13 protein-coding genes are annotated in these 15865 nt (G+C 66.4%); 4 read left to right on the top strand and 9 right to left on the bottom strand.

Annotated elements, in window-relative coordinates:
* Window positions 1-85: 85 nt before the first annotated feature.
* The 3 genes from AABF56_RS33730 to AABF56_RS33720 form a co-directional block, all read right to left on the bottom strand.
* The gene (locus tag AABF56_RS33730; RefSeq protein ID WP_272808981.1) at window positions 86-3484 is read right to left on the bottom strand and encodes an acyl-[ACP]--phospholipid O-acyltransferase; all 3399 of its coding nucleotides are present in this window, start codon (window positions 3482-3484) and stop codon (window positions 86-88) included.
* Between the two features lie 175 nt (window positions 3485-3659).
* Window positions 3660-3938, bottom strand: a complete 279-nt coding sequence (locus AABF56_RS33725) for a YiaA/YiaB family inner membrane protein (RefSeq protein ID WP_244768964.1) — start codon at window positions 3936-3938, stop codon at window positions 3660-3662.
* A 21-nt stretch (window positions 3939-3959) separates the two neighbouring features.
* Window positions 3960-4637, bottom strand: coding sequence for a PspA/IM30 family protein (locus AABF56_RS33720; RefSeq protein WP_272808980.1), 678 nt, complete (start codon window positions 4635-4637; stop codon window positions 3960-3962).
* A 106-nt stretch (window positions 4638-4743) separates the two neighbouring features.
* On the opposite strand from AABF56_RS33720, the gene AABF56_RS33715 reads away from it, so the two are divergent.
* On the top strand, window positions 4744-5340 hold the full coding sequence (locus AABF56_RS33715) for a TetR/AcrR family transcriptional regulator (RefSeq protein ID WP_272808979.1): 597 nt from the start codon (window positions 4744-4746) through the stop codon (window positions 5338-5340).
* Window positions 5341-5343: 3 nt separating this feature from the next.
* On the opposite strand, the gene AABF56_RS33710 is transcribed toward AABF56_RS33715, so the two are convergent.
* The 5 genes from AABF56_RS33710 to cyoA form a co-directional block, all read right to left on the bottom strand.
* Window positions 5344-6063, bottom strand: a complete 720-nt coding sequence (locus AABF56_RS33710; RefSeq protein WP_272808978.1) for an SURF1 family protein — start codon at window positions 6061-6063, stop codon at window positions 5344-5346.
* A gap of 305 nt (window positions 6064-6368) precedes the next feature.
* A complete protein-coding gene (gene cyoD, locus AABF56_RS33705; protein WP_244768960.1) occupies window positions 6369-6767 on the bottom strand; it encodes a cytochrome o ubiquinol oxidase subunit IV in 399 nt (132 codons plus the stop codon).
* On the bottom strand, window positions 6764-7387 hold the full coding sequence (gene cyoC / locus AABF56_RS33700) for a cytochrome o ubiquinol oxidase subunit III (RefSeq protein ID WP_244768959.1): 624 nt from the start codon (window positions 7385-7387) through the stop codon (window positions 6764-6766). Before cyoC ends, cyoD begins: the two co-directional genes overlap by 4 nt.
* Window positions 7388-7391: 4 nt before the next feature.
* Window positions 7392-9395, bottom strand: a complete 2004-nt coding sequence (gene cyoB, locus AABF56_RS33695) for a cytochrome o ubiquinol oxidase subunit I (RefSeq protein WP_272808977.1) — start codon at window positions 9393-9395, stop codon at window positions 7392-7394.
* 84 nt (window positions 9396-9479) lie between these two features.
* A complete protein-coding gene (gene cyoA, locus AABF56_RS33690; protein WP_244768957.1) occupies window positions 9480-10574 on the bottom strand; it encodes a ubiquinol oxidase subunit II in 1095 nt (364 codons plus the stop codon).
* A gap of 296 nt (window positions 10575-10870) precedes the next feature.
* Between cyoA and AABF56_RS33685 the strand changes: the two genes are divergently transcribed.
* Complete coding sequence (locus tag AABF56_RS33685) at window positions 10871-12196, top strand: MFS transporter (RefSeq protein WP_272808976.1); 1326 nt, start codon at window positions 10871-10873, stop codon at window positions 12194-12196.
* 425 nt (window positions 12197-12621) lie between these two features.
* On the opposite strand, the gene AABF56_RS33680 is transcribed toward AABF56_RS33685, so the two are convergent.
* Entirely contained in the window at window positions 12622-13560 is a 939-nt protein-coding gene (locus AABF56_RS33680; RefSeq protein WP_272808975.1) for a LysR family transcriptional regulator, read from the bottom strand.
* A 141-nt stretch (window positions 13561-13701) separates the two neighbouring features.
* On the opposite strand from AABF56_RS33680, the gene AABF56_RS33675 reads away from it, so the two are divergent.
* Together AABF56_RS33675 and AABF56_RS33670 are read left to right on the top strand one after the other, a co-directional pair.
* On the top strand, window positions 13702-14523 hold the full coding sequence (locus tag AABF56_RS33675) for an alpha/beta hydrolase fold domain-containing protein (protein ID WP_244768954.1): 822 nt from the start codon (window positions 13702-13704) through the stop codon (window positions 14521-14523).
* A 45-nt stretch (window positions 14524-14568) separates the two neighbouring features.
* Window positions 14569-15759, top strand: coding sequence for an efflux RND transporter periplasmic adaptor subunit (locus AABF56_RS33670; protein WP_272808974.1), 1191 nt, complete (start codon window positions 14569-14571; stop codon window positions 15757-15759).
* Window positions 15760-15865: the final 106 nt, after the last annotated feature.

Genomic DNA, 15865 nt, shown 5'->3' with positions numbered 1-15865 from the left:
TTACAGCAAGCCCGACCATGACGGCGGAGCGGGTTGCGGATCTCTCTGCCGGAATCCGCCTGGGCTGGGCCCGACCGCCGAAGCCTCAGGCCGCCGCTTCCGCCTTCGCCCGTTCCGCCAGCAGCTTCTGCGCCGTCACGAAATCCACCTTGCCGGAGCCGAGCACCGGCACCGGGCCGACCGTCACCTCCGAAGGCACCATCATGTCCATCGCGCCCTTCTCCTTGGCGAAGCGCAGGAAGGCGGCGCGGGTGGCGTCGGGGGCGTCGGTGAGGAGGACCAGGCGCTCGCCCTTCTTGGCATCCGGCAGGGAGACGACGACGGAGAGCCTTCCCGGCCAGAGTTCGCCGGCCAGCGCCTCGACGGCGGCGAGCGAGACCATTTCCCCGCCGATCTTGGCAAAGCGCTTGGCGCGGCCGCGGATGGTGATGAAGCCCTCCTCGTCGACCGTCACGATGTCGCCGGTGTCGTGCCAGCCGTCCGGCGTCGGCTCCAGAACGCCGGGGTTTTCGGCGCGCAGATAGCCGGCCATGACATTGGCGCCGCGCACGAAGAGGCGGCCGCCTTCCTCGACGCCGGGAACGGGATCGAGCCGGTATTCCATGCCGGGCATGATCTTGCCGACGCTGCCGGCCTTGTTGAACATCGGCGTGTTGAGCGCGATGACCGGGGCCGCCTCGGTGACGCCGTAGCCTTCCAGGATGCGCACGCCGAACTTCTCCATGTAGAGCGCGCGCGTGGTGGCGCGCACCGGCTCGGCGCCGGCGAAGCAGTAGCGGATCGAGCGGAAATCGTAGGGATGCGCGGTGCGGGCATAACCGTTGAGGAAGGTGTCCGTGCCGAAGATGATGGTGGCGTTGGAGGAATAGATCAGCTCCGGGATGATCCGGTAGTGCAGCGGCGAGGGATAGAAATAGACCGGCACGCCGGAGACGAGCGGCAGGATGGTGCCCGCCGTCAGCCCGAAGGAATGGAAGACCGGCAGGATGTTGAACACCTTGTCGCCCGAATGGAAATCGATGCGGGAGGCGGCCTGCGCGGCGTTGGAGAGGATGTTGCGGTGGGTCAGCACCACGCCCTTCGGCGTGCCCTCCGAGCCGGAGGTGAAGAGGATGACGGCCGGGTCGTCCGCCTTGCGCCTGGCGAGCGGCCGGCCCCTGCGCAGGAAACCGAGCGCCTTGTCCCTGACGCCGATGGTCTGGCGCAGGTCGTCCAGCCAGACGATCTCCACCGCCTTGGCCAGCTCCTCGACGACGGGGCCGAGCTTGGCCTGGGTGACGAAGGCGCGGGAGGTGAGCACGCGGCGCACCTCGGCGGCCCTGCAGGCCGAGAGGATGTTCGTCGCGCCGGCCGTGAAGTTCAGCATGGCCGGCACCTTGCCCGCGGACATGACGCCGAGGAGGGTGGCGACCGAGCCGTTGGCGTTGGGCAGCAGCACGCCGAGGGTCTTGTCCTGCGGGTAGAGCGCCCTGAATTTCGCGCCCAGCACGGCGGCGCCGATCAAAAGCTTGCCATAGGTGAGCGAGCCGGTGACGGGATCCTGCACGGCAAGGCGCCGCATGCCGCGTTCCTTCGCCGTCTCGATGACCTTTTCGAGCACGGTGGTGTCGGTGTCCGTGGTGCTGAACATCAGCATGGACATGACCTGGTAGAGCTCGGCGCCCGCCGCCATGCGGCGCTTGCGGCCCTTCAGCTCGGCCGGCACGGAAAGGCGCACCGGCGGCAGGATCGTCACCTTGACCTTGGGGAACAGCCGGCGGCGCACATGCAGCGAGGAGAGGCGGGAGAAATAGCTCTTCTCCAGCCCGTCGATGCGCACGGGCACGACCATCGCGCCGGTCTTGTCGGCCACCATGGCGGCGCCGTCATAGACCTTCATCAGCGCGCCCGTGACGGTGATGCGGCCTTCCGGGAAGATGACCAGCGGCTCGCCGTTGTTGACCGTCTTGATCAGCGTGCGCGTCGCCATCGGCTTGGAAGGGTCGAGCGGCAGGAAGTTGCACATCTTGAGGAAGGGCTTCACCCACCAGGCCTTGGCGATGGTGTAGTCGACGGCGAAGGTCGGCTCCTCGTCGGTGAGGGCCAAAGCCAGCGCGCCGTCGAGGAAGGAGACGTGGTTGAGCGCGATGATCGGCGCCTTGCCGGCCTTCTTCAGGTTGTCGAGGCCGTCCACCTCCAGCCGCAGGAAGGCGCGGAAGAGGATGGAGATGAAATCGCGGAAGGCATTGGTCGGTAGCGTACGCAGCATGATCCAGGCGGCGGCGATATTGGCGAGCGCGAGGCCGGCGAGCAGCATCGGCGTCGAGGCGCCCGCCGCCTGCAGGGCCGCGACGAGGCCGCCGCCGACCGTCATGAAGCCGGCGGAGAGCACGTTGGCCGCGCCGATGACGCGGGAGCGCTGGTCCTCCTCCGCCCAGGCCTGCAGCGCGGCGAAGGTGGGCACGACGAGGAAGGCGCCGGCGATCGCCATGCCGGCAAGGTCGATGGCGATGCGGATCGCATAGGGGCCGGAAAAGAAGGCGGCGAGCGTTTCGGCCGGGGCGGCGGCGCCGGCATGGCCGACGCTCCAGGCGAGATCGAGGCCGAACAGCGCCATGATCAGCGTGCCGAGCGGGGCCGGAAGGAGCACGATGCGGCCGGCCGACATCCAGGCGGCGATGGCCGAGCCGATGCCGACGGCGACGGCGAAGACGGCGAGATAGGCGGTGATGGCCGTCTCGCTGCCACCGAGATTGCCCTTCACCATGGGCGGCAGCAGCGAGAGCACGATGGCGCCGACCAGCCAGAACCAGGCGGCCATCAGCGCCGCGCGCCACAGCCGCTTGTCGCCGCGCAGCGCATTGACGAGGCGGCCGGTGGAGCGGAAGACGTTGCGCTCGACGGCAAGGTCCGGGGCCTTCGCGCCGACGCGGGGGATGAAGCGGCTCGATAGCCAGCAGGCGAGCGCCAGGCCCAGCATCATCGGCCCGAAGAGCCAGGGGTTGACGCCGTCGGCGGCGGCAAGGCCGGCGACCAGCGTGCCGCCGAGGATGGCGATGAAGGTCGCGCCCTCGATCCAGGCATTGGCGCGCGGCAGCTCCCTGCGCTCCAGATGATCGGGCAGGATGCCGTATTTGACCGGGCCGAACAAGGCGGAGATGACGCCGAAGAGGAAGAGCGCCACCATCAGCACCGCGACGGAGTGGAAGGCGAGGCCGACGACCGCGACGCCGGCGGCGGCGAGCTCCACCCGCTTCAGCCGCTCGGCCATGACGGCCTTGTCGAACTTGTCGGCAAGCTCGCCACCGAGGGCGGAGAACAGCAGGAACGGCGCCATGAAGACGGCGCCGGCAAGCGTTACCAGCGATCCCGCCTCCTCCGCCGCCATCGTCGCGAGAATGAGGAAGACCAGCGTGTTCTTCAGGAAGTTGTCGTTGAAGGCCGACAGGAACTGGGTCCAGAAGAGCGGCGCGAAGCGCCGGGAGGTCATGAGGTTCTGTTGCACGGCGTGTCTCCCATCCTGCGGGATTTCTCGCGCATTTCCGCTTTCGCGAAAACGCCCTGTCTGTTTGTCTTACGCAATTCCGGACGCAAACCGCTGCGCGCTTTTGCTGGAACTGCTCTAGGGAAAAAGCCTTGCCGCTTCGTTCATCGATCGGGCGGCAGGGCCGATTTTCCGGTCAAGCCTCGTCGCTCTTGATGCCGAGCAGCAGCTTTTCCGTCTTGGCGTCGTCGATGCGGCGCAGCAGCTTCTCGGCTTCCTGGTTGTCGCGCAGGGTTTTCGTGACGTTCACCGTCGTCTGCACCAGCATCAGGATGCCCATGGCGAGATAGCCCTTGCCCCAGAGATCGAGCGGCATGAGATAGAGGCCGAGCGCCAGCATGAAGGCGGCAAGGCCGAAGCTGGCATAGGAAAAGGTCGTCCAGGCGGGCGAATGTTTCATCAGGCTGTCGTTCATGGCAGTGGTCCCTTCCGTTTGTCAGTGGGCGTTCATGCGGCTGCGCAGGCGCTGGAGCACTTCGTCGGCGCTTGTCACCAGCGGGCGGCCGCAGCCGGCGGCGGCGAGCTTTTCGGCGAGCGCGGCCGGGTCCGGGCCGGTCTCCAGCGTGCCGAGGGCCTCGGCGGTCAGTTCCGCCTCGCGCTGGCGCCGCTCCAGCCGGGCAAGCGTCGCCTCGGCATCGGCAAGCGTGTTTTCACCCGGCGCGTCGTGGGCGAGGCGGCGGGTGCGGTCGCGCGCCAAGGCGAGCCGCTCGCCGCGGCGCAGCGCCGAAAGCCGCATCTCGCTCTGCCGCACCGCCTGTCTCAGACGGTCGATGCCGCCGGAAAATTCGGCCTCGACCTGGCGGGCATTCTGCAATTCGGTCTCCAGGCGGGCGATCGAGCCGGCGGCTTCGATGGCAAGGTCCTCGCGGCCCTTCTCGAGCGCGGCGATGGCGCGGGCTTCGAGATCCTTTATGCGGGCGGCGAGGCGTTCGGCGTTCTCCGCCTCCAACCGGTTCTGCGCGATGGCGACGGCCACCGCCCGGCGCGCCGCCTCGACGCCGCGGGCCGCGTCGCGGATCTGCTGGGCAAGGACGGGAAGGGCATGGCGGTCGCCGAAGGCTTCCTCCGCCTCGTGCGCGCGGCCGCGCACCAATGTCAGGATCTGTTTGAACATTTTTCTCTCTCCCTGTATGAACAATGTTCAATAATCTTGTCGCATAAAAATGAACGATGTTCAATATAGAAAATGAACAACGTTCAAAAATAGGAGAACGGGATCGATGGCGGCGAAGCGGCAGGCGAAGAAGGAGGACTTGCGCACGCGGCTGGTCACGGCCGGGACGCAACTGATCCGCGACCAGGGCCTGAAGGGCCTGCGCGCCCGCGACATCGCCGAACGGGCGGGCGCGGCGCTCGGCGGGCTCTATACGGTGTTCGACGATCTCGACGGGCTGATCCTCGCCGTGAACTCCGGCACGCTGAAGCGGCTGGAGGCGGCGCTGGAACGCGCGATCCCGCCGGACGCCACCGTCGAGCAGACCTTCCTCAGTCTCTCGCTTGCCTATCTCGGCTTCGCGCAGGCCGAGAAGAACCTCTGGGCCGCCCTCTTCGAGCACCGCATGCCGGAGGGCGTGCCCGTGCCGGACTGGCACCTTGCCGAACATGCCTTCCTGATCGGCCTCATCGCCGGGCCGCTCGCCGGCCGCATGCCGGGTGCGACCGCCGAGGACATCGCCATCCGCGCCCGCACCTTCTTCTCCGCCGTGCACGGCGTCATCGCCGTCAGCCTGGAAGGCCGTTTCGTGGGGATCACGCCGGAGCGCCTGGAAAGGGAGGTCGCCGCCCTCGCCCGCATCCTGGCGAAAAGCCTGGACTGAGCGTCAGCCGAGCCTTCGGCGATGGACGGCCCAGGCGCCGGCCGCGCTCATCGCCGCCAGCGCATACCAGGTGAGCGCGTAGACGAGGTGGCTGTTGCGGAAGGCGACGACCGTCAGCCCGCCGACCGGCAGGCCGCCGGGATTGGGCGTCGCATCCGCATCGATGAAATAGGGCGCCGCGCCGGAAAGGCCCTTCGCGGCGGTAATCGCAGCGACATCGCGGGAGAACCAGCGGTCGGCGGCCGGATCGTTGGCGCGCAGGAACGCGCCGCCGGGTTCGCTGAGGCGCAGCAGCCCCGTCACCGTGACGGGACCGGCGGCCAGTTCGCTTGCCACGCGCGCGGCCGGATCGCGCCGGTCCGCCGGCACGAAGCCGCGGTTGACCAGCACGGCCGTCTCATCCGGCAGCAGGAGCGGCGTCAGCACCCAGAAACCGGCGCCGCGCTCCGTCACGGCCTGCACCAAAACCGTCTTGTCGTGCCGGAAGAGGCCGGTGGCGGTGACGCGGCGGTACTCGTCCTTCTCCCGGCTGACGGCCGGCCATTCGGCACGGGCGGGAGCCGGCACGGCGTCGGCGTGGACGCGGCTTTCGACACGGGCGATGAGGTCGAGCTTCCAGAACAGGCGCTGCACCTGCCAGGTGCCGAGCGCGAGGAAGACGGCGACGAGGACAAGGAGGAAACCGGTGAGGAGGCGCCGGGCGCGGGCGGAGGGCTCGGACATGGGCTAGGCCGCCCCCTTCTGCCCTGCCGGGCATCTCTCCCAAGAGGGGGGAAAATGGATGGGGAATGCGACGTTGCCGCTCCTCCCCTTCTCCCCCGCGGGGAGAAGGTGGCCCGAAGGGTCGGATGAGGGGGTGATGCGGATAGAGTCTCTCGATGCGTTTACCTTTGGCACCCCCTCATCCGCCTGCCGGCACCTTCTCCCCGTCGGGGAGAAGGGGATGGGGCACCGTTTCATCCATCTTCCATGCTGCTCTGCAGGGCAGAGGGGGGTGATCACCGCCGCGCTCATTCCCGTCACCCCGGTCAGGGCATGGTCTTCATCATCTCGTGGGTCATCGGCATCATGTTCGTGTTGAGGTGATGCATGACCCAGAGCGAGCCGGCAATGGCGATGCCGACGATGATGAGGGTGAAGATCAGCGCCATCAGCGTCCAGCCGCCTTCCGAACGCGGGTTCATGTGCAGGAAGTAGACCATGTGCACGACGATCTGCACCACGCCGATGCCCATGACCAGCACGGCGGTGAAGAGCTTGCTGTCGATGACGTCGCCCATGACCAGCCAGAAGGGAATGGCCGTCAGGACGATCGAGAGCACGAAGCCGATCATGTAGCCCCTGAACGAGCCGTGGCCGGCATCGTGGCCATGGCTATGGGCGTGGTGGGCCTCGGCGGCGTTTTCGTGGGCGGGGTGGGCGCTCATCCGAGGACTCCCAGGAGATAGACGAAGGAGAAGACGCCGATCCAGATGACGTCGAGGAAGTGCCAGAACATGGAAAGGCACATCAGCCGGCGGCGGTTTTCATGGGTGAGGCCGTGCTTCCTGACCTGCACCATCAGCGTGACCAGCCAGATGATGCCGAAGGTGACGTGCAGGCCGTGCGTACCGACCAGCGTGAAGAAGGACGACAGGAAGGCCGAGCGCGTCGGCCCGGCGCCCTCATGGATCAGGTGGTAGAACTCGTAGAGCTCCAGCGCCAGGAAGGCCGCGCCGAAGACGCCGGTGATGCCGAGCCAGACGAGCGTCTCCATCTTGGCGTTGCGCTCCATCTGGAGCATCGCGAAGCCGTAGGTGATGGAGGAGAGGAGCAGCATCGCCGTGTTGATGGCGACGAGCGACAGGTCAAAGAGATCGGCCGGCGACGGCCCTGCCGCATAGTTGCGGCCGAGCACGCCATGCGTTGCGAAGAGCACGGCGAAGATCAGGCAGTCGCTCATCAGGTAGAGCCAGAAACCCAGCATGGTGCTGTTTTCCGGATGATGGTCTTCCGTCAGGTAGAAGGTCGGCTTTTCGCCGGTATCGTGGACTTGGGTCGCGCTCATGGGCTCAGGTCCGTTCCGCAAGCAGTTTCGTGCGCGCGTCCTCGGTCGCCGTCACGGTCTCGGCGGGGATGAAGAAGTCGCGGTCGTAGTTGAAGGTGTGGGCGATCGACACCGCGACGAGCGCGATGAAGGAGAGCGCCGCCAGCCACCAGATGTACCAGATCAGCGCGAAGGCGAGCACGACGCTGATGGCCGACAGGACGACGCCCGTGCCGGTGTTCTTCGGCATGTGGATCGGCTTGAAGCCTTCCAGCGGGCGCTCGTAGCCGCGGCTCTTCATGTCGTACCAGCTGTCATGGTCGTGCACGACGGGGGTGAAGGCGAAGTTGTAGTCCGGCGGCGGCGAGGAGGTCGACCATTCCAGCGTGCGCCCGTCCCAGGGATCGCCGGAGGTGACGCGCAGCTCGTCGCGCTTGAAGAAGCTGACGACGAGCTGGATGACGAAGGAGGCGATGCCGAGCGCGATCAGCGCCGCGCCGAAGGCGGCGATGACGAACCAGATCTGCAGGGACGGGTCCTCGAACTGGCTGACGCGGCGGGTGACGCCCATGAGGCCGAGCACGTAGAGCGGCATGAAGGCGAAGAAGAAGCCGATCTGCCAGAACCAGAAGCTCATCTTGCCCCAGAAGGGATCGAGCTTGTAGCCGAAGGCCTTGGGGAACCAGTAGACGACGCCGGCCATCAGCCCGAACAGCACGCCGCCGATGATGACATTGTGGAAATGGGCGATGAGGAAGAGCGAATTGTGCAGCACGAAATCGGCCGGCGGGATGGCGAGCATCACGCCCGTCATGCCGCCGATGACGAAGGTCACCATGAAGCCGACCGTCCACAGCATGGGCACCTCGTAGCGGATGCGGCCGCGATACATGGTGAACAGCCAGTTGAACATCTTCGCGCCCGTCGGGATCGAGATGATCATCGTCGTGATGCCGAAGAAGGCGTTCACCGAGGCGCCCGAGCCCATGGTGAAGAAGTGGTGCAGCCAGACGATGTAGGAGAGGATCATGATCACGCAGGTCGCGTAGACCATGGAGGTGTAGCCGAAGAGCCGCTTGCCGCAGAAGGTGGCAACGACCTCGGAGAAGATGCCGAAGGCCGGCAGAACGAGGATGTAGACCTCCGGATGGCCCCAGATCCAGATGAGGTTGATGTACATCATCGGGTTGCCGCCGAGATCGTTCGTGAAGAAGTTCGTGCCGACATAGCGGTCGAGCGACAGGAGGGCGAGCGTGGCCGTCAGGATCGGGAAGGTCGCGACGATCAGGATGTTGGTGCACAGCGACGTCCAGGTGAAGACCGGCATCTTCATGAAGGTCATGCCCGGCGCGCGCATCTTCACGATGGTCGCGATGAGGTTGATGCCCGACAGCGTCGTGCCGACGCCGGCGACCTGCAGCCCCCAGATGTAATAATCGACGCCGACGCCGGGACTGTAGTCCGCGCCCGAGAGCGGCGGATAGGCGAGCCAGCCGGTGCGGGCGAACTCGCCGACGAACAGCGACATCATGATGATGACCGCCCCGCCCGTCGTCATCCAGAAGGAGAAGTTGTTGAGGAAGGGGAAGGAGACGTCGCGCGCGCCGATCTGCAGCGGAACGACATAGTTCATGAAGCCGGTGACGAAGGGCATCGCCACGAAGAAGATCATGATCACGCCGTGCGCGGTGAAGATCTGGTCGTAGTGGTGCGGGTTGAGGTAGCCCTCGTTGCCGCCGAAGGCGATCGCCTGCTGGATGCGCATCATGATGGCGTCGGCGAAGCCGCGCAGCAGCATGATGATGGCGAGGATGATGTACATGATGCCGATCTTCTTGTGATCGACGGATGTGAACCATTCGTGCCAGAGATAGCCCCAGAGCTTGAATTTGGTGATCAGGCCGAGAAGCGCGATGCCGCCCAGCGCAACGACCGCGAAGGTCACGACGAGGATGGGCTCGTGGTAGGGGATTGCCTCCCAGGTAAGCCGTCCGAAGAGGAATTGCGTGAGGCTGATGTCGCCGAACATGGGATCGTCCAATATCGTTTCGTAGGCGGCCCGGTGCATTCGAGGGCCTTGCGCGCCCGCCGCGGCCGGCGGGCGCAATGAAAGCTAGTGCGACTGGTGCGCGTCGTGGTTCATCGTGGCCGGGTTCTCCTCCACGCCCTCGGCCGGTTCCTCGCTGCGCGCGGGATTGCCGGTCTCGGGGAAGGTGGCGGCGGGCGCCTCGTCCTTCGCATGGCGGTTGTCGTGCTCGAGTTTCGCCTTGTTTTCGTGGCTCTCCTTGCCCGCCCCGCCCGTCATGTCGATATGCATCATGTCTTTCATGCACATCTGGCCTTCGCGCACGCACATGTTGAGCACGGCCTCGTAGAGCCCGTCGTCGACGGTGGCATAGTAGCGCACGGGCTCCTTCGCGCTCGGCTTTTCGAGCTTCAGGTAGGCGTCGCGGTTGAGCGCCGTGCCGTTCTGCTTCACCCGCGCGATCCAGGCGTCGAAACCGGCCTGGTCGAGCCCGTGGAACTTGAAGCGCATGTGCGAGAAGCCGTCACCGCTGTAGTTGGACGACAGGCCCTCGTATTCGCCCTGCCTGTTGATGACGGCGTGCAGCTTCGTCTCCATGCCGGGCATGGTATAGATCATGCCGGCGAGCGCCGGCACGTAGAAGGAGTTCATCACGGAGGAGGCCGTGAGCTTGAAGTTGATCGGCACGTCGACGGGGGCGGCCATCTCGTTGACCGTGGCGATGCCGTAGTCCGGGTAGAAGAACAGCCATTTCCAATCGAGCGCCACCACCTCGACGGTGATCGGCTTCATCTCCTCCGTCACCGGCCGCGCCGCGTCGAGCCGTTCCAGCGGCCGGTACGGATCGAGCTTGTGGGTGCTGACCCAGGTGATCGCGCCGAGCGCGATGATGATGGCGAGCGGGGCCGACCAGATGGCGACTTCCAGGCCCGTCGAGTGGTGCCACTCCGGATCATATTTCGCCGCCGTGTTCGACTGGCGGTAATGCCAGGCAAAATAGAGCGTCATGGCGATCACCGGGATGATGATGACCAGCATGAGGATGGTGGAGATGACGATCAGGTCCCGTTGCTGCGTGGCGATGTCCCCGGAAGGCGACATGACGACCATGTTGCATCCGGAAAGCAGGACCAGCATCAGGGGGAGGATCGAGACTCGGGCTAAACTGAATGGCTTCGGCATTGCGGCCTCAACTTGCGTTCTGTCTAGTCGGCAATAAGCGGGCATCGTCGCGCTTGGAAGTGAGGTGCTTCGTCGCAGCGCAGCATTCTGTCGCAGTGCGGTAGAAACTTTTGGGCTGTCCGCCGCCGCAAAATTGATCTAGCGCAATAATCGTCGCGGGTCTCGCACACCCGCTGCGTCGGGTCGAAGGTTCGGACGCAACCCTGCCGCAGCGCGCACGTTTCGCCTAATTCTTGATATTGGACGCCGAATAGTCAACACTCTAACGACATGGCGCACATCGCTCGGAGAAATTCATGAGTTCGGTCGCTAACCCTTCGTCCTCGGGCCTCGAGCGGGACGCCCGCCGCATGCATGCGGACGACAAGCCGCTTTCGCCCGGCAGCGTCGCCATCGGCGTGGTGATCGGGCGCACCTCCGAATTCTTCGATTTCTTCGTCTACGGCCTCGGCTCCATCCTGGTCTTCCCGAAGCTGATCTTCCCCTTCGCCGGCAGCGCGGTCGCCGCGACGCTGATGTCCTTCGCGCTCTTCCCGCTCGCCTTCCTCGCCCGCCCGGTCGGCTCCTTCGTCTTCATGTGGATCGACCGCAACTACGGCCGCGGCACCAAGCTGACGGTGGCGCTGGTCATCCTCGGCGGCTCGACCGCCTCCATCGCCTTCCTGCCGGGCTACGAGACGATCGGCTACTGGGCCGTCGCGCTGCTCGCGCTCTTCCGGCTGGGCCAGGGTTTTGCGCTCGGCGGCGCCTGGGACGGGCTTGCCTCGCTGCTCAACCTCAGCGCGCCGGAGAACCGCCGCGGCTGGTACGCCATGATCCCGCAGCTCGGGGCGCCCATCGGCTTCGCGCTCGCCAGCGTCCTCTTCGCCTATTTCGTCACCAGCCTGTCCGAAGCGGATTTCCTCGCCTGGGGCTGGCGCTATCCGTTCTTCGTCGCCTTCGCCATCAATGTGGTGGCGCTCTTCGCGCGCCTGCGCATCGTCGCCAGCAAGGAGTTCGGCGCGGCCATGGAGGCGCAGGAGCTGCAGGCCCGGCCGGTCTTCGAAATGCTGAGCAAGCACGCCATGGACGTGGTGCTCGGCGCCTTCGTGCCGCTCGCAAGCTTCGCCATGTTCCATCTCGTCACCATCTTCCCGCTGTCCTGGATCACGCTCACCGGCGGCCAGTCGGTGCAGGAATTCCTCTGGGTGCAGGTGGCGGGCGCGGCCGTCGGCGCGGTCGGCATCGTGCTGTCGGGCGTCATCGCCGACCGGATCGGCCGGCGCAACCAGCTTATGGCCGGCGCCATCCTCATCGCGATCTTCTCCTTCTCCGCGCCCTTCCTGCTGGATGCCGGCGGCAAGGGGCAGGATGCCTATATCCTGATCGGCTTCTTCATCCTCGGCCTCACCTTCGGCCAGTCGTCCGGCGCCGTCTCCTCGCGCTTCACGCAGCATTACCGCTACACCGGCGCGGCGCTGACCTCGGACCTCGCCTGGCTCGTCGGCGCGGGCTTCGCGCCCCTCGTGGCGCTCGGCCTTGCCACCAGCTTCGGCATCGTCTTCATCGGCGGCTACCTGATCTCCGGCGCCATCTGCACCATCGCCGCCCTCGCCCTGACACGGGTGCTCGACCAGCACTGAGGCGTTGCGGGAGAGCGGCGGCGGGCTACGGCTACACCCCCCTCTGCCCTGCCGGGCATCTCCCCCTCAAGGGGGAAGATCGGCAAGATGCGAAAACTTGCTCAAACCGCAACGCTGGTGAGGGGCAAAACGTTTCTCCATCCAATCTCCCCCTTGAGGGCAGGCGAACTGCAGCACGCTGCTGCTTTCCCCTTCTCCCCCGCGGGGAGAAGGTGGCCCGAAGGGTCGGATGAGGGGGCTTGCACACCGTCTGACGTCTGCGCCGCCCCCTCATCCCGCTGCCGCGACCTTCTCCCCGCGGGGGAGAAGGGGCAAGACGCGTCGTCTCATTCCATATGCAACTCGCCTGCCTTGAGGGGGAGATGCCCGGCAGGGCAGAGGGGGGTAGTCCCCGCGCACCACAAGCCTGCTTCAAGCCCGCAGGATCACCCCTTCATCCGCCCCGCAGCCCTTGCCGGCGCGCCGAGCTCGGCGTCGGCGAGAAGCCGCACCAGCCAGTCGACGAAGACGCGGACCTTGTTGGAGAGGTGCCGGTTCGGCGGATAGACGATATAGAGCGGGATCGGCTCGCAGCGCCAGCCCGGCAGCACCGGCACGAGCGCACCGCTCGCCAGCGCCTCCGTCGCCATGAACCGCGGCAGCGGCGCGACGCCCAGGCCGGAGAGCGCCGCGGCAAGATAGCTGCGCGCGTCGTTGACCGAGACGATGTAGCGGCCGTTGACCTCGACCTTCTCGCCATCCTTCTCGAAAGCGAAGGGCATGATGCGATTGGCCTGCGCCAGGAAATAGTTGACGCAATGGTGCTCCCCGCCGAGGTCCAGCGGATGGTCCGGCGCCCCGAACGCCTCGAGATAGGCAGGGGCGGCGCAGGTCACGACGTCGATCTCGGCGACGCGCCGGGCGATCAGCGACTGGTCGCCCGGCGCCCCGCCGCGCAGCGCGCAGTCGACATTCTCCGCCAGGTAATCCACCATCCGGTCGCCGACGCCGAGGTCGATATGGATGTCGGGGTACTTCCTGTGGAAATCGCCGAGCCGCGGGATGACCAGCAGGTCGGCGAAGGCCCCCGCCATCTCGACGCGCAGGCGCCCGCGCGGGCTTGCATGGGAATGGGAAAGGCTGCCGTCCAGTTCGTCGATCTCCGCGACGATCTGGATCGCCCGTTCGTAATAGAGCGCCCCGTCCGTCGTCACCACGACCCGGCGCGTCGTGCGGTTGAGCAGCTTGGTCTGGAGGTGGGTCTCGAGGTTCTGGATGAGATTGCTCACCGTCGCCTTGGGCATGCCGAGCGCAGCGGAGGCCCGGGTGAAGTTGCCGGTCTCCACCACGCGGAGGAAGGCACGCATTGCGGAAAGCTGATCCATGGAACATTCCCACGTTGGAAGCTGCTATTGTTCGAAAATCTGGATAGTGAAGTCAATTTTAGCGCACTTATATCGCAGAGATCAGGCACGATATAAATGGTGAGGCCCCATCCTAATTCCAGGGGGTCCGAGGACACGGCAATGTCGGTAGAGATCAAGGATATGACGTTCGACAAGGTGGCCATCGGCCCCGTGTCCGCGCGCGTCTATCAGGGAGCGGAGTTCGCCAAGGGCGCGCCGATCCTCCTCTACTTCCATGGCGGCGCGTTCCTGGAAGAGGGCCTTCGCCCCTCCCCCGTCGCCGAGGCCATCGCCTCCACGGGCGCCATCGTCGCGGTGCTGGATTATGGCGCGCCGGGCGGCGGTGTCTTTCCCAAGCCGCTCGAAGTCGGCTTTTCGATGTTTTCCTATCTCGCCAAGAAGCGCGCCGGCCTCGGCGACCGCAAGTCGCCGCTCATCATCGGCGGCGAGGAGGCCGGCGGCAACATCGCCGCCGGCGTCGCGCTGAAGGCCCGCGACCATTTCGCCAACGAGCTGGACGGCCAGGTGCTGTTCTCGCCGCTGCTCGATCCCTTCATGGGCACCGCCTCCTTTCGCGAGTCCGAGGCGCTCGGCATGCGCCAGCGCTGGGCGGACGGCTGGAGCCACTATCTCAGCGGCGGCGTCTGCCATCCCTATGCGGCGCCCTGCCTCTGTTCGCGGCTTGCAGGCGTCGCACCCGCCCTCGTCATGTCGGCAGAGGACGATCCGCTGCGCGACGAAGCCCTCGGTTACGCCGACTGCCTCAGGGCGGCGGGCGTGAAGGTTCGCCAGCATGTGCTTCCCGCCGGAGCAGGCTGGCCGGAGATTTACGGCGGGAGCGAAGGCGAAACCCCCGGCTGGTCTCCCAACCGGCCCTCCCCCTGGCAAGAGGAGGTCGGCCGCCAGTTTTCGGGTTTTGTTCAGGATATAAGCATTCACTAATTTAATTTGAACCCGCGGCCCAGGGGGCCGCAAGGAGAACGAGAAATGACGTCGAAGCGCAAACGCTGGGCCCTGACGGGCGCCGGCCTGGGACTGGCTGTGTCCTTTTCCGCCGCAGCCCTCTATTTCCAACTGCCGGGCAATGTCGCCCAGGCCGAAGCCACCGTGACGGCGGAAGTGCCCGCCGTTCCGGTGACGGTCGCGGTCGTGGAAAACCGCGACGTGGTGACCTGGCAGGAATTTTCCGGCCGCCTGGAGGCGATCGACCGTGTGCAGATCCGCTCGCGCGTCGCCGGCGCCATCGAGGCGGTGAACTTTCGCGAAGGCGCGCTGGTGAAGGCGGGCGACCTGCTCTTCACCATCGACCAGGAGCCCTTCAGGACCGCGGTGACGCAGGCGGAAGGCCAGTACGCCTCGGCCGAGGCCCGGGTCAAGCTCGCCACGACCGAGCTTGAGCGCGGCCAGCGCCTCGCCAGGAGCAACAGCATCTCGCAAAGCGAGGTGGACACGCGCCTGAACGCGCTGGCCGAGGCCCGCGCCGCGCTGAAGACGGCAGAGGCCACGCTGCACGCCGCCAAGCTGGAGCTCGGCTATACGGAAGTGCGCGCGCCGGTTTCCGGCCGCGTCGGCAAGGTGGAGATCACCACCGGCAACCTCGTCGCCGCCGGCTCGACCTCGCCGGCGCTGACGACGCTCGTCTCGGTCGACCCGATCTATGCCGGCTTCAATGTCAGCGAGGAGACGGTCGCGAGAGCCCTTGCCGCCCTGCCGGCCTCCACGGACGCGCTGCCGCCGATCGACCAGATCCCGGTCGAGGTGGGCACGCTCGCCGACGAGGGCACGCCGATCCGCGGCAAGCTCCAGCTCATCGGCAACGAGGTGGACGCGGCGAGCGGCACGATCACCGTGCGCGCCGTCTTCGACAATCCCGGCGGCAGGCTGATCCCCGGCCAGTTCGTGCGCATCCGCATGGGCGAGCCGAAGGCCGAGAGCAAGATCCTCGTCAGCGAAAAGGCGATCGGCACCGACCAGGACAAGAAGTTCGTCTTCGTCGTCGACAAGGACAACAAGGTCGCCTACCGGCCGGTCGTGCTCGGCAGCCTGTCCGGCAACGAGCGTGTCGTGGAAAGCGGCCTTTCCGGCGGCGACCGCATCGTCGTCAACGGTCTGCAGCGCATCCGCCCCGGCGTCGTCGTCGAGCCGCAGGTGCAGGAGAACGTCGCCTCGGCGAAGTAGACGGGCCGCCGCAGCCGCGGCGTCTCATAAGCATATTCCAACGGTGCCGTGACACCCCCCTCTGGCCTGCCGGCCATCTCCCCCTCAAGGGGGGAGATTGGCAGGA

This window comes from Shinella sp. WSC3-e (assembly GCF_945994535.1).
Classification (GTDB): domain Bacteria; phylum Pseudomonadota; class Alphaproteobacteria; order Rhizobiales; family Rhizobiaceae; genus Shinella; species Shinella yambaruensis.
The sequence above is the reverse complement of the archived record's forward strand: the minus strand, read 5'-3'. Positions and strand labels throughout refer to the sequence as shown.